This is a genomic window from Enterococcus sp. DIV2467a (genome assembly GCF_050532945.1).
Lineage (GTDB): Bacteria > Bacillota > Bacilli > Lactobacillales > Enterococcaceae > Enterococcus > Enterococcus faecalis.
The window spans coordinates 1,043,502-1,066,799 of record NZ_CP172896.1 but is presented as its reverse complement, the minus strand read 5'-3'; the positions used below and the strand labels follow the sequence as shown (position 1 = coordinate 1,066,799).

Genomic DNA, 23,298 nt, shown 5'->3' with positions numbered 1-23,298 from the left:
ATTAACATACTTTAGGATAAAACAGCGGTAACTTACTACTCGTCTCTTTGTAACCAAGCTTTTTTCTCTTTTTCTCTTCAAATTGATGAAAACATTAAATTTTTCTAAACGATGATGAGGTCAAAAAAGTATGAAAGAAAAGCCACCTGACCTTATCTATCATACTTTTTTGAAACTATTCGTTACTTTCTGAGGTTTCTTTTAAACCATTGAATAAAAGATTTAAAATAATTGCGGTAATGCTGCTCATGACAATTCCATTACCAGTAAACATGCTAACAGTTTCTGGTACTTTATTAAAGAGCGTCGGCATAATATTAAAGCCTAAACCAAAGCCAATCGAGATGGCAATAATTAATAAATTTTTGTCATTTGAGTAGTCAACTTTTGACAACATGCGCATTCCTTGGACAGCCACCATTCCAAACATAACCAGCATTCCGCCGCCTAAAACCGGCTCTGGGATAATTTGGGCCATCGCACCAATTTTTGGTAATAAGCCTAAAATAATTAAGAAAAAAGCAGAAAAATAAATTGGTCGACGTGTTTTGATCCCAGATAATTGAACTAACCCGACATTTTGAGAGAAACCTGTATAAGGAAACGTATTAAAAATCCCCCCTAAAATGACGGCTAAACCTTCTGCATGATACCCACGACGTAAATCATCTTCGCCAATTTTCTTCCCTGTAATATCTCCTAAGGCAAAATAAACACCTGTTGATTCAACCATACTAACAATTGAAATAATAATCATCAACACAATAGAAGAAAGATCAAACGTTGGTTTGCCAAAATAAAATGGCTGTGGAAAATGAAACCACGTAGCTTGACCAACAGGAGACAAATCCACTAATCCCAGAAACGCAGCTAAAATTGTGCCACCGACTAGGCCGATTAACACGGCAATTGACTTGATAAAGCCACGTCCCCAAACTTGCACAACAATGATTAAGGCAATTGTTACAAATGCGAGGAGCAAGTTTTTAGGATCACCAAAACTTTTGTCCGTTGCTAAGCCGCCACCCATTTTTTCAACAGCAACAGGAATTAAGGTCAAACCAATAACTGTAATGACTGTGCCGGTGACTAAAGGCGGAAATAGACGTTTAATTTTTGAGAAAAATCCTGCAATAAGAACGACAAAAATGCCCGAAGCAATAATTGAACCGTAAATTGCACCAACCCCTTTGTTCGTACCAATCATGATTAAAGGCGCAACTGCTTGAATGGCACAACCTAAAACGACTGGCAAGCCAATCCCAAAAAACTTATTCACCGTTAATTGTAAAAGTGTCGCAACGCCGCACATAAAAATATCGATTGAAATCAAATACGTCATTTGTTGCGAATCAAAATTCAAGCCGGTTCCGATTAATAAAGGTACGGCAACTGCTCCAGCATACATCGCTAATAAATGTTGCAATCCTAAAACGGCGGCTTTCCCATTTGGTGTTTCCGTCTGTTGTGGTGTATTCAATTGTTTTGTTTCCAAGATTATGCATCCTCCTCTAAAAACGTCACCGTTCCTTCACTTAATGAAGCAATACGTGCTAAAGAGACTACATTTAAGCCCATGTCTTCTAATAACTGACGACCATCTTGGAATGATTTTTCAATTACGATACCAATTCCTTCAACCTTTGCACCAGCCTGTTGGCATAATTCTACCAATCCTTTGGCAGCTTGTCCGTTAGCTAAAAAGTCATCAATAATCAACACTTTATCAGCATCAGATAAAAATTTTCTTGAAATGGAAATTTGACTTGTCACTTGTTTTGTAAATGAATAAACTGAAGCCGTTAAAAGCTCTTCATCCATGGTTAAACTTTTTGCCTTACGAGCGAAGATCATTGGCACGCCTAATTTTTGCGCTGCGTATAAGGCAGGAGCGATTCCTGATGCTTCAATTGTAATTACTTTGGTAATGCCTGCTTCTGCGAAAACCTCAGCAAAACGATTACCCATAGCCTCCATTAATTCTGGATCCACTTGGTGCGTAATAAAACTATCTACTTTTAAAACACCTTCACCTAATACACGGCCATCATTTTTAATACGTTCGACTAATTCCTTCACAATATGAACTCCTTTACTTATTTTTCGATAGATGCTTTGTTCTCATCCTGAGGAAAGGACGGTTCGTTAAAAACGAACGAAATAAAACAAAGTGCTATTTATATTCGTGTTCTAACAAAAGAAAAAAGCCCATTTTGCCAAAGCAAAAAAGGGCTATCCGCTCTTCTTCACTTATAGACCAGCATTTACGGTGCTGGGTAGAGACGGTCAACCGTATTTTGACCTTATACAAGCTTCTATGTTTCTCTAGGATAGTACAAAAATCTCTAACTTTCAATGGTTTAACAACTTTTTTTCATTAGAATTTTCAAATAATTGGTTCATTCTTCCATTGTTCCGTAAAAGCGAACATTAAATAGCTAAAAACGCTTTGGCAGTCTATCCTGCCAAAGCGTTTTTTATTCTTCATCGGTTGCTTTTTCTTGTTCACGATATTTTTTCATTTTTTTGCTGAATAATTCACCGTTACTAGGGGGCGTATATGTAATAGCATTCGCTCCGGCGATAATGGTTTCATGAATACTCGATTCAGTTGGTCCTCCTGTTGCAATAATCGGTAATTCTGGATACTTGCCACGGAAATAGCGTACGGTGGCTGCAGTGTCTTTTCCTGCACTGATATTAATCATATCCACGCCAGCCGCAAGTTTTTCATCAATTGGTGTATGAATAGAAGTTACTGTGCTGATAATAGGAATATCGATTGCTTCATCCACCATTTTAATTGTTTCAATTGGTGTAGGACCATTCAAAACGACACCCATTGAGCCTTGTGCTTCTGCAAATAAACTCATATAAGCAGAACGCATGCCTTGCGTTAAACCGCCGCCGACTCCTGAAAAGACAGGAATATCCGCTGCTTCAATAATGCCTTTTGTAATCGCTGGATGCGGTGTAAAAGGATATACAGCAATCACTGCCTGTGCATCCGTATTGCGGATAATCGCAATATCTGTCGTAAAAATAATTGATTTTATTTTACGGCCAAAAATTTTAATGCCACTGGCTTGCCGAATAATCTCTGGCATTTTTACAATATCTTGTTTCAGCGGCGTCATAATTTCTGGAATCCACTTTTCGCTCATTGTCATCATTCCTCCATGCTTAACGGTCGTATTTATTTAAATTGTATTCTTCAATTACATGAATGATCTTATCAGCGTATGTAGGATCCGTTGCGTATCCAGCATCTTGAAGCGCTTGTGCAGCCTCTTTATAATTTTTGGCTAACAAGACTTTTTCATATAAATTTGGATCCCAATCGACCCCATCAACAAATAACTTGGTATGATCTCGCATGGATTCTTCCCAATTGTCATAAACTCGAAAATCACCCTGAATCGTAATCCAGACCTCATTGACATACTCTTTTGTTTCTAAATTGACTTTTGGTTGATTCCCATATGCTTTAATCCCAAAAAGATTGTTATATTTCGATGCTAATTGACTTTGTCCAAAATTTGATTCTAAAACTGCTTGCCCCATAATAATACTTGGTAATACCCCGTAAGATTCTTGTAATTCACGTGCATACGGTGTGATTTCAGCAACAAATTCTTCTTTTGAGATGTTTTCATTTTGGCGATTGACTGACTCGCTTTGTCCCTTATCTGAATCAGAAAGGACAGATAACGAAAAGACAAAGGCCAAACCGACGACAACTACGCCTAAGAATAACTTTGGCAAATTCAGCTGCTTTTTTCTTTTTTTCTGATAGTTGCTCACTTCATTAATTCCCCACTTCATCTTTTATTTTCCGATAAAATGTTTCACTATCTTTCACTTTCGTGATTGATTTCATTTGTTACTATAACCGAATAATTGTATCATTTTCACAGAAAATTATCAACTTTCATCACTGCTTACGCTCGTGATTTCAGTACTTGATTCAGTGGTAGCAGTTGAAGAAACTGTACTACTTTCAGAAATTTCAGTGGATGATTTCACTGTTGTTTCAGTTGATGTGTGAACAGATTCTTCAACTGGCTTTTTGCCAAAAAAGACAAAAATTACCGCACCAAACATAATAATCACAGATAAAATCCCAGCAATTGTGTATTTCAAAAGACCATCCTTCCTATTCGTTATTCACCTACGTAAGTATCCATCAGATTTTCATTGACCCAATCTAATAATTCAACTTTTGAACCTTCCAATTGTCGTTGAATCGTAGCTGGTAACCGGAATGTAATAATATCATCAAAACCCCATTCACCATAGGCCAGCGTCACTTTCAAATCAATATAACCAGCAGCAATTTCTTGTTCTTGTTTATTGTTAGGAATTAATTCTACAACGCCCAAATCAGATTGTAGCCATTTTTTGGCAATTGTTGTTTTTAACCGTTTATATTCCGAAACAGCTAGGTTACGTTTTTCCGGAAATAAGATGGTTTGGCGGAGTATTTTTTGAGTCAGCATCCACTCATAATCCGTAAACAAATTCTTAATTTTTTGCATGACTTCATTGTCCAAACCAAATTGGCCTTCTTTCCAAGCTTGCCAATCGGCTGCTTGAATTTGATAAGCGGAGTAAAAATTTTCTTCTGTTTGATACTGTTCAATAATTGCGTCAACAATAATATCTACATAAACTTGATGCATAATCATTCGCCTCCATTTTCTATTTTACTGAAATTCTCTAAAAAAAGCATCTTTTTATCTCTGGATTTTATCATATTTACAAAATTGTCCTTGTTTTCTAATTTCTCTTGTTTACAGTATAATAAATAATGAAGAAGATTTGAAGAAATTGCATAGATTAGGAGGACTTCTTTTGACAAAAAAATTATATCAATGGGGCATCGTAGGATTAGGTGGAATTGCCCACGAATTTGCTTCAACGTTTAAACAAGAAACTAGCCAACTTGCAGCTGTTGCTTCACGGACATTGTCTAAAGCAGAACAATTTGCCGCTGATTATTCAATCCCTAAAGCCTATGGTTCTTATGAAGAATTGCTAGCAGATGAAACAATCGATGTTGTCTATATAGCAGTGCCAAATAAACAACATGCTGAACACATTTTAAAAGCGCTCCAGGCCGGAAAACATGTGTTGTGTGAAAAAGCTATTACGATGAACGCGGCAGAATTAAAACAAGCCTTGGCAGTTGCAGAAAAAAATGACCTTATTTTAGCAGAAGCCATGACTATTTTTAACATGCCACTATACGACGAATTACGTCGCTTGATGGATGCTGGCAAATTTGGTCAGTTAAAAATGATTCAAGCACCATTTGGAAGTTACAAAGAACCCGATCCTAAAAATCGCTTTTTTAATCCTGACTTAGCAGGCGGCGCATTGTTAGATATTGGTACTTATGCGGTTTCGTTTGCTCGTTGGTTTCTCAGCTCACAGCCAGACGTTTTAGCTTCTAGCATGGTTCCCTTCTCTACTGGCGTTGATGAACAATCGGTGACATTGCTTCGGAATAAAGAAAATGAGTTGGCTACTATTTCATTAACATTCCAAGCAAAAATGCCAAAGCAAGGAATTGTTGCTTTTGAAGATGCCTATATTACCATTACAGATTATCCACGCGCAGATGAAGCGATTGTTCACTACAACGACGGTACGGTTGAGACCATCGTTTCTGGGTACTCAGCTGAAGCCATGAATTACGAAATCTACAATATGGTTGAAGCAATCAAAGGTACACAACCCAATCGCTCCTTATTTTTCACGACAGAAGTCATTGATATTTTGGACCAGATGCAAAAATTATGGCAGAATTAAAAAAAAGAACTTCGGCTTTTGCTGAAGTTCTTTTTTTATTTGTTCTCTATGGATAAATACGGTTTAACATACGTGGGAATGGAATCGCTTCACGAATGTGTTCATTACCAGTAATGAACGTAACAGCACGTTCTAAACCTAATCCGAAGCCAGAATGTGGCACAGAACCGTATTTACGTAAATCTAAATACCAGCTGTACTCTTCTTCTGATAAGCCAAACTCAGCTACTTTTTCTTTCAAATAATCATAATCAGTTGCACGCTCTGAACCACCGATAATTTCACCATAACCTTCTGGTGCAATTAAATCGGCACAAATTACAACATCTTCACGTGTCGGATGTGGTTTCATATAGAAGGCTTTAATTGCTTTTGGATAATTTAAAATGAATGTTGGAACGCCATAGTAATTTGAAATAAAGGTTTCATGTGGGCTACCAAAGTCTTCGCCCCATTCAATGTGATCATAATCATTGTTTGCTTCTTCTTTTTGTAATAACTCAATCGCATCATCGTAAGTAATACGTTTGAATGGCTCCGAAACATATTTTTCCAGTAACGCTGTATCACGTTCTAAAACATCCAATGGATATTGTTGATTTTTCAATACCGATTTAATTAAATGTTTTACGTAGGCTTCTTGAATATCTAGTGATTCTTCATGAGTTGTGTATGCCATTTCTGGTTCAATCATCCAGAATTCCGTTAAGTGACGACGAGTTTTGGATTTTTCCGCACGGAAAGTTGGTCCAAAAGTAAAGACTTTTCCAAATGCCATCGCACCAGCTTCTGCATATAATTGACCTGTTTGTGATAAGAATGCTGGTTGTCCGAAGTAATCTGTTTCAAATAATTCTGTTGTGCCTTCTGGTGCTGAGCCTGTTAAAATTGGGCTATCAATTTTAATGAATCCTTGTTCGTTAAAGAACTCGTAAGTAGCACGAATAATTTCGTTACGAACTAACATGATCGCATGTTGTTTGCTTGAACGTAACCATAAATGACGATGATCCATTAAGAAATCTGTGCCGTGTTCTTTCGGCGTAATTGGGTAATCTTCTGAAGCGCCAACGACTTCTAAATCAGTGATATCCATTTCATAGCCGAATTTAGAACGGCTATCTTCTTTGATAACACCAGTAACCATGACTGCTGTTTCTTGTGATAAATGTTTAATTTCTTGGAATTTTTCTGTACCAGCTTCTTCACCAAAGGCTTCAATGAAATTTGGTTTGAACACGACACCTTGGAAAAAGGCTGTCCCGTCACGTAATTGTAAAAAGGCAATTTTTCCGCTTGAGCGTTTGTTAGCAATCCAAGCGCCAATTTTTACTGTTTCTCCAACATGTTTGTTTGAATCAATAATTTGAATTTGTTCCACGTTTGTCTCTCCGTTCATTTCTTAGTTTATTCTTTTAGGCGTTGTGCTGAATTCGTTTCTTTTCTATAAAGTCATTCATTCGCTCAATCGCTTTTTCTAACGTCATTAAATCTGTCGCATAGCTCATCCGCACATGTTCTGGTGCACCAAAGCCCTCTCCCGTTACCAGAGCAACATGCGCTTCTTGTAATAAATCTTCCACCCAGTTAGTCACGTTATCATACCCACAAATTTCTAACGTTTTTTTGACATTCGGGAATAGATAAAAGGCGCCTTCAGGTTTTATTAGCGAAACGCCTGGCAAAGCTGCTACTTTTGGATAGATATGATTTAGGCGTTTTTCAAAGGCCTGACGCATGTCTTCAACTGTCGACTGTTCACCTGTTAAAGCCTCAATTGCCGCATATTGGCTAACTGCGACTGGATTACTGGTGGATTGTGAAGCGAGTTGTGTCATTGCTTGAATAATTTTTTCATCCCCGACTGCAAAACCAATGCGCCAGCCTGTCATTGCATATGTTTTGGAAACACCATTAATAATGATTGTCTGTTGACGAATTGCTTCTGAGATGGTTGCAATTGGTGTGAACCGATGTCCATTGTACACCAAACGACCATAAATATCATCTGCAATAATGAGGATATTATGAGCAACTGCCCATTCACCAATTTGGCGTAATTCTTCTTCCGTATAAATAACACCAGTTGGGTTAGATGGTGAATTTAAAATGATTGCTTTTGTTTTGTCCGTTCGTACAGCTTCTAATTGTGCGACTGACACTTTAAATGATTGCTCTTGCGTGCTTGATACAAATACTGGCTTGCCTTCTGCTAATTTGACTTGTTCACCATAACTTACCCAATAAGGGACAGGGATAATCACTTCGTCCCCAACGTTCAAAATGGCTTGAAATAATAGATACAGCGCATATTTGGCACCATCTGTCACAATAACTTGCTTGGGTTGATAACGAAGTTGATATTCTCGTTCCACATAAGAGACAATTGCTTGCTTTAATTCAGGAATGCCGCCAGAAGGTGTGTAATAACTTGCTCTTCCATCCTCAATTGAAGCAATTGCTGCTTTTTGAATATTTTTCGGGGTTACAAAATCTGGTTCCCCAACCGTTAAGCTTAAAACATCTACACCTTTTGCTTTTAATGCTTTCGCCTTGGCGGCAGCTGCTAATGTAACAGAAGGAGTCAATTGCTGTGCTCGATTTGATACGTTCATACACCTTTCACTCCCACTTTCATCAAAACCTATCTAAATTAAATATCTTTGACAACGTTGATCTCTTCGCCTTTATCAAAGCTCATCAGATAATACGTCAGTACTCCTTGATCATTTTCGGTGACCACTTCCCATGCAGGGCGCTTATCATAAAGCCCTAACGTAGCTTTCATCACCGATTCATCGGGATGGGCTTTAGCAACAATGTCTGTTATTTGTTGTTCAGTTTGACCATCTTTTTGATTTAAGACCGTGACTTTTTCTCCCGATTTAGGGACAATCACGACAATCTCTGTGCCTTTATCATTTTTGCCGGTTAAAGTAAAATACGTATTTTTGCGTGTAAACCAGTAAAATTTATCAACTGTTTCTAAATTAGCAGAAGTTTTGGCAATTGCAGTTGCTTCTTTTTTGGCTTGGGCCATTGGTTGATTGGTTCGTACAAAAAAGATAATTATTGTTACAAGAATTGCTAAAAGGATTGCCAATAGGGTTAAAAGGACAGTAATCCGTTTCTTCTCTTTCTTTTCTTCTAATTCCTCCAAAAATCCTTCCATCCTCTCTAAACTTACTGGGTCTTATTATAGCAGAAAAATAGCGGCCTTTCACAAATATGACCTAAAAATAATCGATTATTTGTTTAAAAATTCCTTTAATTCTTCTAAAATTTCAGGCATGGGCGCTTCTTTTACTGAGAGTCCCTTGGGAAACGCTTTGATTAATCGTTTGCCATATTTTGCAGTGACTAAACGACGATCCAGAATCAGCAATGCCCCTCTGTCTTCTTCAGAACGGATTAAACGGCCCAGTGCTTGTCGCAAACGTAAGGCTGCTTTCGGTACCGCTTCTTGAGCAAATGGTTGTATCCCTTCTGCTTCTAAATACGCATATTTTGCTTGCACAAGTGGTCGTTTCGGGTTTTCAAAAGGCAAACGCGTGACTATCAATAACTGTAAAGCTGTTCCTGGTAAGTCCACACCTTCCCAAAAGCTATCGGCTCCTAGCAAAACATTTGGTTTTCCATTAGAGAACCGTTTAAGAATTTTTTCACGACTGCCGCTAATCCCTTGGGCGAGGACCTCTTGTCCTTTTTCCAATAATCTTGGCTGGACTTGATGATACACGGTGGACAATAATTCATGCGAAGTAAAAAGAACCAACATCGAACGTTCCTCTTGCGCCATCAATTTTTCAATGGTATCTGAAATGTACTGACCCATTTCATAGGAAGAGGCATTTTGAATGGCTACTGCTTCTTCCGGTACATAGACTCGCGCATTTTCTGCATAGTTATAAGGCGTTGGCAGGGTTTTGAACGTCACCTCTGTTAAACCTAACCGTTGCGGTAAATACTTTTTATTGTTGCCAAACTTCAATGTGCCGCTTGTATAAATAATTCGTTCATACCGCGGATACCACTTTGTTTCAGGAAGCAAACTAGCTTCTAAGTCATGAATTTCAATCAAGCCATGGTCTTCATTTTGTGGTAAATATTCTTTTACCCAACGTGGACGCCAATCATCAAGATAAATGGTAAAACAGTGATGAATACGTTCAATTTCATCAAAAAATTGAAACAAGCGAACAAAAACAATGCGATCAGCCAAACTAAAGGTTTCCAACTGACTCATAATTGTTTGCTGTAACTTACTTTGAATAGTTAACAGCTCCTGCAGTAAAAGCTGGAGCGTTTGACTATGTTTTTCTCCCGCAGCAGATAAATAATCAATACGTTCTTTGGTTAAAAGCAACTCCTGATGGTCTATCCGCTTCTGTGTTTTACTAAATAAACGATGCAATTCAAAAAGAAAATCTTGCCATTCATCCACAAAATCCAGTAAACCTTGCTGATAAATTTTTACAAACCGCTGCTCTTCAGAAAACTGTTGAAAAATTTGCTGTAAAGCAACAAAAAGTTGTTCTTTTTCAATAAAATGCGTGACTTGTTTTTTTAGTATCACACTGTTCACTCGTTCGCTCGCCATCCGACTAGCGATGTCTGGTAAATGATGTGCTTCATCAATAATTAGCCACGGACTTTCAGGTAATAACGGTTGTTTTCTTAGCGACTCTTGCGCCAAAAATGCATGATTAACAATCAACACGTTACTTTGAGCGACTTTTTTATACAGATGTCTTAAAAAGTCAACTTCATAAAGTTCATCTTTTTTTGAAAGAAAATCCAATCCGCGATGTGTAACTTCTTTCCAGAATAAATGATTTAAATTCGTCAATTGTAGTTCATCTAAATCGCCCGTTTCTGTTTCTAGCAACCAGACGAGAACGCCCATTTGATAAAGAGCGTATTGTTTTTGCGGAGTTGGCTGATTCAACGTTGCCTTAAAGCGTTGTAAATCAAGATAGTGTCGATGGCTTTTAATAACAATGCCTCGTAATTTCCCTTGGCAGATTTGATTGGCTAATGGTAAATCTTTTTCCACTAATTGATTTTGTAAAACAATCGAAACTGTTGAAATGATGACTGGTTTTTCTGGCGTTGCTAAATAGCTCATCGGCAACAGATAGCCTAATGTTTTTCCCGTTCCAGTCGCCGCTTCAATAAATAAATCTTTTGTCGTTCCTTCTGTAAAATGATCATAGACTAAATTCATCATCCGACTCTGTTCCGCACGATAAGCGAAACGTTCGCCAAACAGTTTTTCTTTGGCTTTTTTAGTTTTGGGATACGTGCTAGTCTGATAGAACGTTTCTTCAAAAAGAGGATCTTCTTTTTTGCGTAAAGCAATGCCACTGACCACTTGATAAGCTGGATTTAATGGTGTGACTTGTTTTTTCATTTGTTCATACGTTTGTTGAATAAAGGCACTGGTTTCCCGCGCTGTCTGTTGACTTAATTCCGCAATTTTTTCCATAGTGACTAATGGTAAAGATTTCATTTTTTCTTGAATTAATAACAAAAGTTCGGCTGTAACCTGCGCATCACTATCTGCTTGATGGGGATTCTCATGAGACAAACCTAAGCTTTCCGACAAATCACTTAAACGGAAACTTTTTTCTGTCGGTAAAAAAATCTGTGCCAATTCCACTGTATCAATGGCTGGAATAGTAAGTGGCGGCGTGCCACACCGTACCAGTTCACGAGCTAAAAAATTATAATCAAAGTGGACGTTATGCGCCACAAAAATAGTATCTTCCAGATAATGATAAATTGTATGTGCTACATCTTCAAAATAAGGCGCTTTTTGAACTTGCGTATTACTAATCCCCGTTAAACTTTGAATTTGTTTTGGTACTACTTGATTGGGATTCACATCTGTCGCAAAGTTCGCAATAATCTTTCCATCTTGAACGAGAACGCATCCAAACTGAATGATCCGATCACTTGTAGGATCTGTTCCAGTCGTTTCAAGGTCAACTACTGCATACACTTGTTTGTCTTTCAATGACTTCACGCCTTTCATTCATCTTTGAAAATTATACTACAATTTATAGGATTTTCACTAGTATTTCAAAAATTCTCTTGAAATCTTTTCCAGAGATAATAAGAAAGAGCCTGAAACAAAAATCCAAAGTGATTTTTGTTTCAGGCTTAAAAGCTGATAAATTGAACGGTTTTGTCTTACCTTCTCCTAAATAAACGATTAATAACAGTCAAGGATTTTCTGCATATACTGGTTTAATTGCCCATAGCCTTCCAATTCTCTGATTACTGGGAGCGGACAACGAACCTTTTTATTAAATAGTGTCCGCTTTTCAACATATTCTGTAACTTCGTCTAAAAATTTATCTAATCCTTTTTCTAATTTCATACAACTTAACTGATTGCAAATTCGCACGTCTCCTGCCTTTTTCTTTTGAACTTGTTTAAATGATTGTGAGAATGCTTTTGCTTCAAACATTTGTGCTTCTAACTGTCTTTTTTCAATAGTTATTTTCGGTACTGCTTGATTTCCATCAGTATCCTCTAACTGGCGACTCATAAAGCGACGATAAATTTCCTCTTCTAATTCGTCCAATTGTCGTTGAAAGTCCGCAGGAATTGTCCGACTTGATGAATTTTCTTTCTCACTTTCCATAGAGACAGCTTCTTTTTCTGGCTTCTGCTCCTCTTCTTTTTCGGCAGACTTATTCACTGAATTTAGCGAGCTTTTTTCTGTTTCTTGTGGAAAAGTAAATAAAGGTTTTGCCGCGGTACTCTGCTGGTTTTCTTGTTTTTTTTCTGGCAGCGCTTCTTTAATTGGCGCTGGTTCACTTGTTGCTACAGTTGTTTCACCTTCTTGATTTTCCCGATTATCAGGCGAGAGATTGACGTCTGGTTGTTCCAGATTAGTATCCTCTGATACTTTCAGCGATGCCTGTTCTGCGGCTATCACAGGAGAAGCTCTTTTCAAATGGATCGTTTTTATTTGTCTAGAAATGACGGGATTTCTCGTTTGATTAACGGCTTCATTTAAGGAGGCTAAATTTTCTTTTAAAAGTGTCAACATTTCACGTAAGACAGCAATTTCACCAGCTAATTCCGTTAATTGATTTTCTTGCGGCACTACTTGCACATTGGTTTCATTCATACGGACTGTTTTTTTATTTTTAGTTGTCGGTATTTCATACATCCATTGTTTCAGTGCGGATCGTAAGTCACGAGTTGTCGGCTCAAAACTTCCAAAATAAACAGTGTAGTACATTAACTCCGTTTCAACATAGACATAAATCTTTTTAACAATTAACTCTTCAAACTGTTCTGATTCATCCCAACTTTCGCATAAAGCCTCAAAAAATTGTTCCCCTTCTGCTAAATTTTGATACTCTTTCGCTAAATAAAGCTTGCGAATTAAGTAAAAATTATACGGTGTTTCAACATTATCTGCATAAATTTCTCGTCCTAAAAAATCTGGATTCGTTTCTTTACAAAGAAAGACCGTTTTCTCTTCTGGTTGTGTTTCAAGTGTTTTAGTCATGAGATTCACTTCCTTTTTCTCCGTTAATAACCATTTTTTAATGATAGATACCTTTAGTATACAGGAGAAATTCTTCTGATTTTCTCATATTTTTAAGAGACAATAGAAATTTTAGAGAAAAATCGACAGAAAAAAAACGTGAGATAAACAGTCCTATTGACCATTTATCTCACGTAAAATACTTAAACTGACTATTTTATCCTTGGACATGTAACCAATTATTCTGCTGAATCAATTGGCAAAATCGTGTCTTTTTTCTCGCGACGTGCAATTGCTGGTAAAATCATTCCTAATAGAATTAAGACGATTGGTGTCACAATGTTAGAAGCTAATTGGAACAACCAGCCTTGAGGGTCTGAGGCATACTCAAATTTAGGCACCATTCCTAGGATACAAGCAAAGGCTGTAAATAGGAAACACCAAAGACCAAACACAAAACCAATTTTAGGATTTTTAACAAATTTATATTCTGAATTAAATTGTTTGTATGCTTTGTTTAGAAGCATATAGGCAAAGAAGACCCACAAGTAACGCATTGGCATAACTACAGAATTTAAGTTAGTTAGCCATTTAACCACTTCGTTCATGTCCTTCAACCCAAACATTGGTAAAGCGATAATAATACTTACTAAAATACCTGTTAATAAGTAACCATTAATTAACGTACCTTTTTTCGTACGTTTACGTAACCAACTTGGAACAAATTCTGGATCTGCTTCAGCTAAAAGAATTTTCAGTGGAGCATCAATTGAAAAGGCTAGCGCAGCCACTTGACCCACTGTATTCGTCAAAGCATAAACAATCATTAAGAGATTACCAACACCATAATATGCGCCTAATTTTTGGAAGGCACTGTAGGCACCATTTGCCATTAAATCTTTAGGAATATTGTCACTTGAGAATAACATGCCCATTGCAAATGAACCTAAAACAGCCGATAAACCAACCATTGCCGCTAGGAAAATCATTCCTTTAGGGAACTCTTTGGCTGGATTTTTAGTTGCATTTACGTAAGGAGAAATTTTTTCAGCGCCACCTACCGCAAAAACTAACATCGATACGGTTGTAAAATAACTAAAGTCAAATTTAGGAATATAGGTGCTGACTTGTGACATGTTTGGCGTCGCAAATTCAACCGTTGAATTAATAAATGGTGCGCCTACCGCTAATAAAATGAATAAAATAGACATCACAAACATGGCGGTTCCAGCTAAACCACCAATGACTTTTAAGGTGGTTAACCCTTTTGTTGATAATAACAAGAAAACCAAGAAAATTATTAATGAAATAAATGATACCGTTACGATTGGCATCGTATTGACTAGGTTTCCATTCCCTTGAACTGCCCAACCTAAGGCAATTAAAATTGCTTGTGGTTTTTGTGCCAAGTAAGGAATGTGCACTACCCAATAAGTCCATGCTGCATAATAGGCTAGACGTTTAGTACTGGTATTTTGCACCCACGAACTAACTCCACCATTACTGTCTTTAAATGTTGAACCTAACTGTCCTACGATTAACGCATAGGGAATAAAATATAAAACTAAAATCAAAAGCCATGAAGTGACCACTGAAATCCCTTGTTGTGCATAATTATTCACAACATTTCCAAGACCCCAGACCATGTTAAAGGCAATTAACCCGACGGTGAACCATCGTAATTGCTTTTTGTCCATATAACCAATTCCTTTCTTATTAAAAAAAATAAAGCTCTTCATTTATCATAAGCATTTTACTTTTTATGCACAAGCTCAACATAATTAAATAAAGATGGCTTTTTAATAAGTAATTAAAACGCTTCTAGCAATGATTTTCTAATTTATTTGATGACTAAAAAAGGCCGGTGAATAAGTTGCTTCACCAGCCTTTTTCTAAGAGATTTTTCTTTTATAACATATCAAATAATGATAATTGGTTTTCATCTGGCAAGTCTTTTAAGACACCATTTTCATTCATGTATTCAATTAACGTTTTAGAAACTTTGCCTCGTGTTGCCAAATCTTCTTTCGATAAGAACGGTTGCTCTTCTCGCGCAGCAACAATGGCTTTCGCTACGTTGAGGCCTAAACTTGGCACTGCTCGGAAAGGTGCAATCAAGGTATCCCCTTCAATCACAAAATTTTCAGCATCTGATTTGTACAAATCAATCATGCCAAATTTATAGCCCCGTTCCAACATTTCATTACATAATTCTAAAACCGTTAATAAGTTTTTCTCTTTAGTGGAGGCGTCCATCCCTTTGTCCGTAATTTCTTTCATTCGTGCTTTCACAGCTTCTTTTCCTTGTGACATTGCCACTAAGTCGAAGTCATCCGCCCGAACGGAGAAAAACGCACAGTAATATAAGATTGGGAAATAAACTTTAAAGTAAGCGACCCGCAACGCCATTAATACGTATGCTGCCGCATGGGCTTTCGGGAACATATATTTAATTTTAGAACAAGAATCAATATACCAGTCAGGGACGTTGTTTTCTTTCATCGCATTTAAATACGTATCCCGTAGTTCATCAGGAATCTTATTCCATTGTCCTTTACGTACCGTTTCCATAATCTTAAAGGCCATCCCACTGTCCAAACCAGCATGAATTAAATAAACCATGATATCATCCCGACAACCAATTACTTCAGCAAGATTGGCTTCGCCACGACGAATCAATTCTTCTGCATTCCCTAGCCACACATCGGTTCCGTGAGACAGTCCAGAAATTTGAAGTAATTCTGCAAAAGTTGATGGATGGGTCTGTTCTAACATACCTCGAACGAAACGTGTCCCAAATTCAGGAATTCCTAAAGTTCCTGTTTTAGAATAAATTTGCTCTGCATCCACACCTAGAACATCAGGTCCTTCAAAAATACGCATCACTTCTGGATCGTCTGTTGGGATGGTTTTTGGATCAATCCCAGATAAATCTTGTAACATCCGAATCACGGTCGGATCATCATGTCCTAGAATATCAAGTTTTAAAATATTATCGTGAATGGAATGGAAATCAAAGTGCGTCGTTTTCCATTCTGCCTCTTGATCATCAGCAGGGTATTGAATTGGCGTAAAGTCATAAACATCCATGTAATCAGGAATTACAATAATACCGCCGGGATGCTGCCCAGTCGTCCGTTTAACCCCTGTTGAACCTTTGGCTAAGCGATCAATTTCAGCACCACGCAAATGTAAATTATGATCTCTTTCATATCCTTTAACAAAGCCATACGCTGTTTTGTCGGCTACTGTACCAATGGTTCCTGCCCGGTAGACATATTCTTCACCAAAAAGAACTTTCGTGTAGTTATGGGCTTCGGCTTGATAATCGCCAGAAAAGTTCAAATCGATATCGGGAACTTTGTCGCCATGGAACCCTAAGAACGTTTCAAAAGGAATATCGTGACCATCTTTAAACAATCGAGCGCCACATTTTGGACAGGCTTTTTCAGGCATATCAAACCCTGAACCATAGGAACCATCTTCATAGAACTCAGAATATTGACACTCAGGACAATAATAATGTGGCGCTAAAGGATTTACTTCAGTAATCCCTGTCATTGTCGCAACAAAACTCGAACCGACAGAGCCCCGTGAACCAACTAAATAGCCATCTTCATTACTTTTATGCACCAGTTTTTGAGAAATTAAATAAATGACCGAGAAACCATTCCCGTTAATCGAATTCAGTTCCTTTTCTAACCGTTTTTCGACAATTTCTGGTAAAGGATCGCCATACAATTCGCGCGCACGATTGTAGCTTAAATCAGTGATCTCTTGTTCAGACCCAGGAATTTTCGGCGTATACAAATCGTCTTTTACTGGAATAACTTCTTCACATAAATCAGCGACTTTGTTGGGATTTTCTACTACAATTCGCTTAGCGATGTCTTGTCCTAAAAATTGAAATTCCGTTAACATTTCATCGGTGGTTCTGAAATGAACCTTTGGTAAACTATGGCGATTTAACGGATTAGCGCCGCCCATAGACCCGACTAAAATTTTCCGATAGATGGCATCTTCTTCATTTAAATAATGAACATTTCCAGTGGCGACAACCAGCTTACCAAGTTCGTCACCGATTTTCACCAGATTACTAATAATTTCTTCCAAATCTGCTTCATTTTTCACCAATTCTTGTTCAATTAATGGCGCGTAAACTGGTTTGGGCATAACTTCAATATAATCGTAGAATTTGGCACGATTTTTTGCTTCTTCGACACCTTTTTGCATCATTGCTTCAAAAATTTCGCCGTTTGAACATGCGGAACCGATTAAAAGTCCTTCTCTTAACTTCGATAATTGCGAACGAGGAATCCGTGGTACTCGGAAAAAATAATCTACATTGGACATGGAAATCAATTTAAAAAGATTTTTTAATCCTGCTTGAGTTGTTGCTAAAATCGTTGCATGGAAAGGTCGAGCTCGTTTGTATGAGTCTCCTTCGCCAATATGACGATTCAAATCATCATGGAAATGCATATCATGATTCTCTTTCGCTTCTTTTAAGAAAATCCAGCACAAATGACCTGTTGATTCCGAGTCATAGATGGCCCGGTGATGTTGTTCTAAGTTGACGCCAAATTTTTTCGATAAGGTATTTAGACGATGGCTTTTGAAATGTGGATACAAGAATCTGGATAATTCTAATGTATCGATGACGGGATTAGCCGCTTCAGGTATTCCATGTTTGCCATAACTTGTATTTAAGAACCCCATATCAAAAGAAGCGTTGTGGGCCACTAAAATAGTTCCTTCTGAAAACTCTTTAAACATGCGTAAAACTTCTTCTTCGGATTTTGAACCGCGCACCATTTCATCTGTAATCCCAGTTAAATTGATCGTTGTTTGAGATAATGGATGGCCAGGATCAATAAATTGCTCAAAAGTCTCAATGACATTTCCTTTGTGCATTTTGACAGCGGCCAATTCAATAATTGTATCATAAACAGCGGAAAGCCCCGTTGTTTCCACGTCAAAGACCACATAGGTAGCATCTGTTAATTCAATATGTTCTTCGTTGTAAGCAATGGGTACACCATCATCAACAATATTGGCTTCCACGCCGTATAAAATTTTAACGCCTGCTTTTTTACCTGCAGCATGGGCATCAGGAAACGCTTGGGCGCCGCCATGATCCGTAATTGCGATGGCCTTATGACCCCATTTCCCCGCTTGCGCCACCAAGTCACCGACTTTATTGGTCGCATCCATTGTACTCATGTTACTATGCATGTGTAATTCTACACGTTTTTCACCTTCTGGCGCGTAGTCTTTTCTTGGCGCATGGGCGACTTCCATCAAATCTTGAGCATTCATGACTAAATCACGCATGAAGGTATCTTCTTGTACACTACCACGAACACGAATCCAACTTTGCGGTTGAATCGCATCAAAAACTTGTTCATCTTTTTCCCCATTCGAAAATTTCTTCACCACGAAAGAGGAAGTATAATCAGTAATTTTCAAAATTAAAATTTTTCGTTTAGAACGCAATTCACGCACTTCTTTATCAAAAATAAAGCCTTCAATCGTTATCCGACGTTCTTCTTCCAGTATGTTTCCCATTGGCATAATGGGTTCATCATTGGGAATATTCCGACCTAAACGAATTGGACCATCAAACGCAGGCGCTTGTTGTTGTTTTTCTTTTTTCATTTGTTCATGTTTAACAAGCGATTCAGCAGCTTGTTGTTGAAAGGCTGCGGCTTGTTCTAATTTTTGCTCTTCAAATTTTTTCAGCACTTCTGCAGCTTGCTGTTGATCCATTTTTGGTTCAATATGAAATTTAGGAAACCCGTAAGAGAAATAAAGTTCCTCAATAATTGGTAAATATTGTTGCTTCAAATAAGGAATAACTGCTTCATTATCAACAGGTAAGATAATTTTCCGATCTTCAAATTGTGGTGTCTGTGTTTTTAAGACTTTCTGAACTAACGGCGTATTGCATTGACTATTTAACAAGGCCAATTGCCAATAATCCGTTAATTGTTCCTCTGTAAATGTTGTCTGATTTGTGGTTATTTGAACGGAAACCTGCGCAATTTGTTGAAAAGCTAGTTCCAATTGTTGCATAAATGTTTGATATAGCATCACTGGCATCAATTCATCAAAACTTAAATGAAATTCCCATAAGCGACTTTGTTGGTGAACAATGACCTTGTCAATCCGGCCATTTTGAATTAAGGGATGTTCTTTCGCTGTGTCATCTAACTGAATTTGCGTCATCAGTTTATCAAATAAATCGCGTGCTTTTTCTGTCACAAAATGAACCTCCTTCTATCATTGAAAAAAGGCCCTCAGACAAATCTGTCAAGTGCCTTTTTTCGGTTTCTCTGCATTCGCTTCTCTATTAAGTATACTCGTTTTTTGTAAAAAAACAATCTTGTTTCTTTTCTAAAAAGAGCTAAGAAGAGCTTGAAGCAAAAATCACTTTAGATTTTTGCTTCAAGCTTAAACGCTGATAAGTGGCGGAAACAGTTTATCCTAATCATTCTGTCCGCCCTTTTCATTATTATTCCACTTCTGATGTTGTGTTCATCAAAATAGAAAGTGTACTTTCTAATTCTTCTTTGCGTACTTCCAACATTTCACCAGTACGTTTGATTTTGACTTCTACCACACCATCGACTGCTTTTTTCCCGACTGTGATACGGATTGGACAACCAATTAAATCAGCATCAGCAAATTTTACGCCTGCGCGCTCGTTGCGGTCATCAACTAATACTTCGTAGCCCGCTTCGGTCATCATTGCTTCAACTTCTTGTGATAGTTTTGTTTGGTACTCATCTTTCACATTCATTTGGACCACGTGTAAATCAAATGGCGCAATTCCTGTTGGCCAATTAATACCACGCTCGTCTGCATTTTGTTCAACGATTGCTGAAAGTAAACGACTAACGCCGATGCCATAGCAACCCATGATCACTGATTTTTCACGACCGTTTTCATCTAAAACTGTTGCGCCCATAGCATCACTATAACGCGTTCCTAATTTAAAGATATGACCAATTTCGATTCCTTTAGTAAAGGCTAAGACACCATTGCCATCAGGAGAAGGATCGCCTTCTTGAACAAAGCGTAAATCTTCGTAACTAATTGGTTGGAAATCACGATCTGGATTTACATTTGTCAAATGATAGCCATCTTCGTTAGCTCCAACAATGGCGTTGGCTAAATCTTGAACAGCTAAATCTGCATAAATTTTAACATCTTCGGAAACATTGACTGGACCAATTGAACCAAAGCCCGCTCCTAAGACACGGCGAGCATCTTCTTCTGTTGCTTCATCTAAGAAATCAGCGCCTAAGAAGTTTTTCAATTTGACATCATTGACATCATGATCGCCACGAACCAAGACCATTACTGGCTCTTCATCGGCAATAAATAGTACTGATTTAATAATTCGTTGTGGCTCAACTTCAAAGAAGTTTGCCACTTCGGCAATTGTACCCACTTCTGGTGTTGCAATTTTTTCTAAATCTAATTGTGTTTCATGTGATTTTTTCGGCGTATAAAGACTTGTTGCCATTTCTAAATTGGCAGCATAATCACTTTCTGTTGAATAACAAATAGTATCTTCCCCAATTTCAGAAATCGCCATAAATTCTTTAGAATCTTTACCACCCATGGCACCACCGTCCCCAATAATGGCACGGAATTCTAGTCCACAGCGTTCAAAAATGCGTGAGTAAGCTTTTTCGTAATCACGGTATGATTGATCTAAACTAGCTTCATCGGCATGGAAAGAATAGCCATCTTTCATGATAAATTCACGGCCTCTTAATAAGCCAGAACGTGGGCGTTTTTCATCACGATATTTTGTTTGAATTTGGTATAAATTCAAAGGTAATCGTTTGTAAGAATTAATTTCATCACGAATTAATTCTGTGAAGGTTTCTTCATGCGTTGGGCCTAAGATATAGTCACGGTCATTGCGATCTTTTAAGCGATACAAGTTAGGTCCATAAGTTTCATAACGGCCTGATTCTTTCCAAAGTTCTGCGGGTAATAACGCAGGCATTAACATTTCAACTGCATCAATTTTCTCAAATTCTTCTCGCATAATCGTTTTTAATTTTTCTAAAACACGATTGGCTAAAGGTAAATAAGAATAGATCCCTGCAGCGACTTGACGAATATAGCCTGCGCGCAACAGAATTTGATGACTTAAGACTTCTGCATCATTTGGTACTTCTCTTAACGTTGGAATTAACATTTTTGACTGTTTCATTAAAACTCTCCTCTATTTTAAAATCAACTATTTTTGATTTCTTTACACACTTTTTTACTTAAACTTTCTCCTTAAAAGAAAAAGCGTTGAATATCGTTCCAAGTAACTAACACCATTAACACCATGACAAACCCAAAGCCAATTAACGTAATGATGCCTTCTTTTTCAGGACTAATTGGTTTTCCACGTACACCTTCAATAATGTTTAAGACAATTTTCCCGCCATCTAAAGCTGGGATCGGCAACAAATTAATAATCCCTAAGTTCATTGACAACATGGCCATTAAGAATACAACTGTACTTACTCCAGCATTGGATGCTTCTTCCGATAATTTAAACATCATGACTGGCCCACCTAGTTTGTTTAAACTAAAGCCTGTGAATAGTGAGCCGAGTGCTTTAAAAATCTGTGTCGTACTATTCAAAGTATCCTGAATACCGCCCATCAATTTTGACGGTAAATCGGTTTTCATATAAGGATAAACGCCGACTTTACCAATCGTTTGTTTTTCCACTTTTTGTTTTTCTGGTGTCACTGTTAGTTGCTCTTCTTTGCCGTTACGCTCAACTACGAACGTTAACGGCTTTTCGGGGTTCTTCTGCACAATGGTTGTAAAATCTTCGTATTTTTTGATTTTTTGATTATTAATCGATAAGACTTTATCGTTTTCTTTCAACCCAGCTTCTGCGGCTGGGCCATTAGGAATCACTTGTCCAATTTGATTCGTGTTTAAATCAGTGACGCCTCCTTGTAGAAAGACCGCTAACGTAAACAGAATAAACCCTAAGATAAAGTTATTCATGGGTCCCGCAAAGTTCGTCAAAATGCGTTGCGATAATTTCGCTGATTGAAATTGAACGTCAAGTGGCGCAATCCGCACCTCGGTTCCATCACTTTCAATAATCGTTGCATCATGGTCAACTTTATAAACGGTTTCTTCTTCCTCGTTTCCATTGACATAGCCCTTGATGAATAATTCTTTTTCAAGATCAAAATCAATGACTTCCATCGGAATACTATGAGGTAATTGTACTTTTTTACTTGTATTAATTTTAACCACATTACCCACGGCATTTAACTCAACAGATAGAGGCATACCTGGTGTGATTTCTGTCATGTCTTCGCCCATCCCAGCCATTCGCACATAGCCACCAATTGGCAATAAGCGAATCGTATAAGTGGTGCCATCTTTTCCACGATGCGCAAAAATCTTTGGTCCCATTCCGATTGCAAACTCACGAACTAAAATACCCGCTCGTTTTGCAAAATAAAAGTGGCCAAATTCATGTACGAGGACAAGAATACCGAAGACAATAATGAATGTGATAATTGTTTTCATAGATGTCCTTCTTCCTTCATTCACTGACGTTCAGTGCTTTTTATTATTACATGGGAAAGTCTCGTAAAACTTGCTCTGTTCCCTTCCCGATAAACCAGTGCAACTGTTTACTGAGAACAGTCGCCACTGTTAGTGAACAAATCTTTCCTTATGTAAGACAAGTTTTATTTTAGCATATTCACTCATAAATAACCATTGGACTTGACCACTTCGCCTAGATATTTTGTGTTTTTTTAGAAAACTGTATAAATGAGAGGAATTGATTACTACGACCAGTATTTATTTTAAAGACCTTCAACAATAGTAGCTAACTTTAGACCATAAACTTTTCCGACAGTTTGTCGTATTTTATCAACACGCTGATTGACATGTGCTACCATGAAAGTATTAATAGTAATTTT

Annotated in this window: 16 protein-coding genes and 1 riboswitch; of the genes, 1 reads left to right on the top strand and 15 read right to left on the bottom strand. The window is 37.6% G+C overall.

The genetic code is table 11. From position 1 onward, the window contains the following. Positions 1–175 precede the first annotated feature (175 nt). From IGL80_RS05050 to IGL80_RS05025, 6 genes are all read right to left on the bottom strand, one after another. Entirely contained in the window at positions 176–1,495 is a 1,320-nt protein-coding gene (locus IGL80_RS05050; RefSeq protein WP_002382793.1) for a nucleobase:cation symporter-2 family protein, read from the bottom strand. Positions 1,496–1,497: 2 nt separating this feature from the next. Continuing rightward, positions 1,498–2,079, bottom strand: a complete 582-nt coding sequence (locus IGL80_RS05045) for a xanthine phosphoribosyltransferase (RefSeq protein ID WP_002356804.1) — start codon at positions 2,077–2,079, stop codon at positions 1,498–1,500. Positions 2,080–2,233: 154 nt separating this feature from the next. Then, positions 2,234–2,331, bottom strand: a riboswitch (purine riboswitch). Between the two features lie 146 nt (positions 2,332–2,477). Further along, positions 2,478–3,164, bottom strand: coding sequence for a hydrolase (locus IGL80_RS05040; protein ID WP_002356802.1), 687 nt, complete (start codon positions 3,162–3,164; stop codon positions 2,478–2,480). Between the two features lie 19 nt (positions 3,165–3,183). Next, positions 3,184–3,825 (bottom strand): glycoside hydrolase family 73 protein, encoded by a 642-nt coding sequence (locus IGL80_RS05035; RefSeq protein WP_002366997.1) that lies wholly within the window; start codon positions 3,823–3,825, stop codon positions 3,184–3,186. Positions 3,826–3,924: 99 nt separating this feature from the next. Continuing rightward, complete coding sequence (locus IGL80_RS05030; protein ID WP_002382790.1) at positions 3,925–4,104, bottom strand: hypothetical protein; 180 nt, start codon at positions 4,102–4,104, stop codon at positions 3,925–3,927. 59 nt (positions 4,105–4,163) lie between these two features. Further along, complete coding sequence (locus IGL80_RS05025) at positions 4,164–4,688, bottom strand: hypothetical protein (RefSeq protein WP_002382789.1); 525 nt, start codon at positions 4,686–4,688, stop codon at positions 4,164–4,166. A gap of 166 nt (positions 4,689–4,854) precedes the next feature. Between IGL80_RS05025 and IGL80_RS05020 the strand changes: the two genes are divergently transcribed. Further along, positions 4,855–5,814 (top strand): Gfo/Idh/MocA family protein, encoded by a 960-nt coding sequence (locus IGL80_RS05020; RefSeq protein WP_002382786.1) that lies wholly within the window; start codon positions 4,855–4,857, stop codon positions 5,812–5,814. A gap of 46 nt (positions 5,815–5,860) precedes the next feature. Here the strand turns inward: IGL80_RS05020 and asnS are convergent, their stop codons facing one another. The 9 genes from asnS to rseP form a co-directional block, all read right to left on the bottom strand. Next, on the bottom strand, positions 5,861–7,213 hold the full coding sequence (gene asnS, locus IGL80_RS05015; RefSeq protein WP_002376912.1) for an asparagine--tRNA ligase: 1,353 nt from the start codon (positions 7,211–7,213) through the stop codon (positions 5,861–5,863). Between the two features lie 16 nt (positions 7,214–7,229). Further along, positions 7,230–8,429: a pyridoxal phosphate-dependent aminotransferase gene (locus tag IGL80_RS05010; RefSeq protein ID WP_002359774.1), complete on the bottom strand. Its 1,200-nt coding sequence runs from the start codon at positions 8,427–8,429 to the stop codon at positions 7,230–7,232. Positions 8,430–8,467: 38 nt separating this feature from the next. After that, complete coding sequence (locus IGL80_RS05005; protein WP_002382785.1) at positions 8,468–8,986, bottom strand: DUF5590 domain-containing protein; 519 nt, start codon at positions 8,984–8,986, stop codon at positions 8,468–8,470. A gap of 75 nt (positions 8,987–9,061) precedes the next feature. Further along, a complete protein-coding gene (locus tag IGL80_RS05000) occupies positions 9,062–11,851 on the bottom strand; it encodes an ATP-dependent DNA helicase DinG (RefSeq protein WP_002359772.1) in 2,790 nt (929 codons plus the stop codon). Positions 11,852–12,031: 180 nt separating this feature from the next. After that, on the bottom strand, positions 12,032–13,345 hold the full coding sequence (locus IGL80_RS04995; protein ID WP_002404891.1) for a hypothetical protein: 1,314 nt from the start codon (positions 13,343–13,345) through the stop codon (positions 12,032–12,034). A 218-nt stretch (positions 13,346–13,563) separates the two neighbouring features. Beyond that, positions 13,564–15,021 (bottom strand): amino acid permease, encoded by a 1,458-nt coding sequence (locus IGL80_RS04990; RefSeq protein ID WP_002356790.1) that lies wholly within the window; start codon positions 15,019–15,021, stop codon positions 13,564–13,566. 211 nt (positions 15,022–15,232) lie between these two features. After that, a complete protein-coding gene (locus IGL80_RS04985; protein WP_002404890.1) occupies positions 15,233–19,588 on the bottom strand; it encodes a PolC-type DNA polymerase III in 4,356 nt (1,451 codons plus the stop codon). Between the two features lie 250 nt (positions 19,589–19,838). Further along, complete coding sequence (locus IGL80_RS04980; RefSeq protein WP_002359769.1) at positions 19,839–21,557, bottom strand: proline--tRNA ligase; 1,719 nt, start codon at positions 21,555–21,557, stop codon at positions 19,839–19,841. A 71-nt stretch (positions 21,558–21,628) separates the two neighbouring features. Further along, a complete protein-coding gene (rseP, locus tag IGL80_RS04975) occupies positions 21,629–22,897 on the bottom strand; it encodes an RIP metalloprotease RseP (protein ID WP_002359768.1) in 1,269 nt (422 codons plus the stop codon). Positions 22,898–23,298: the final 401 nt, after the last annotated feature.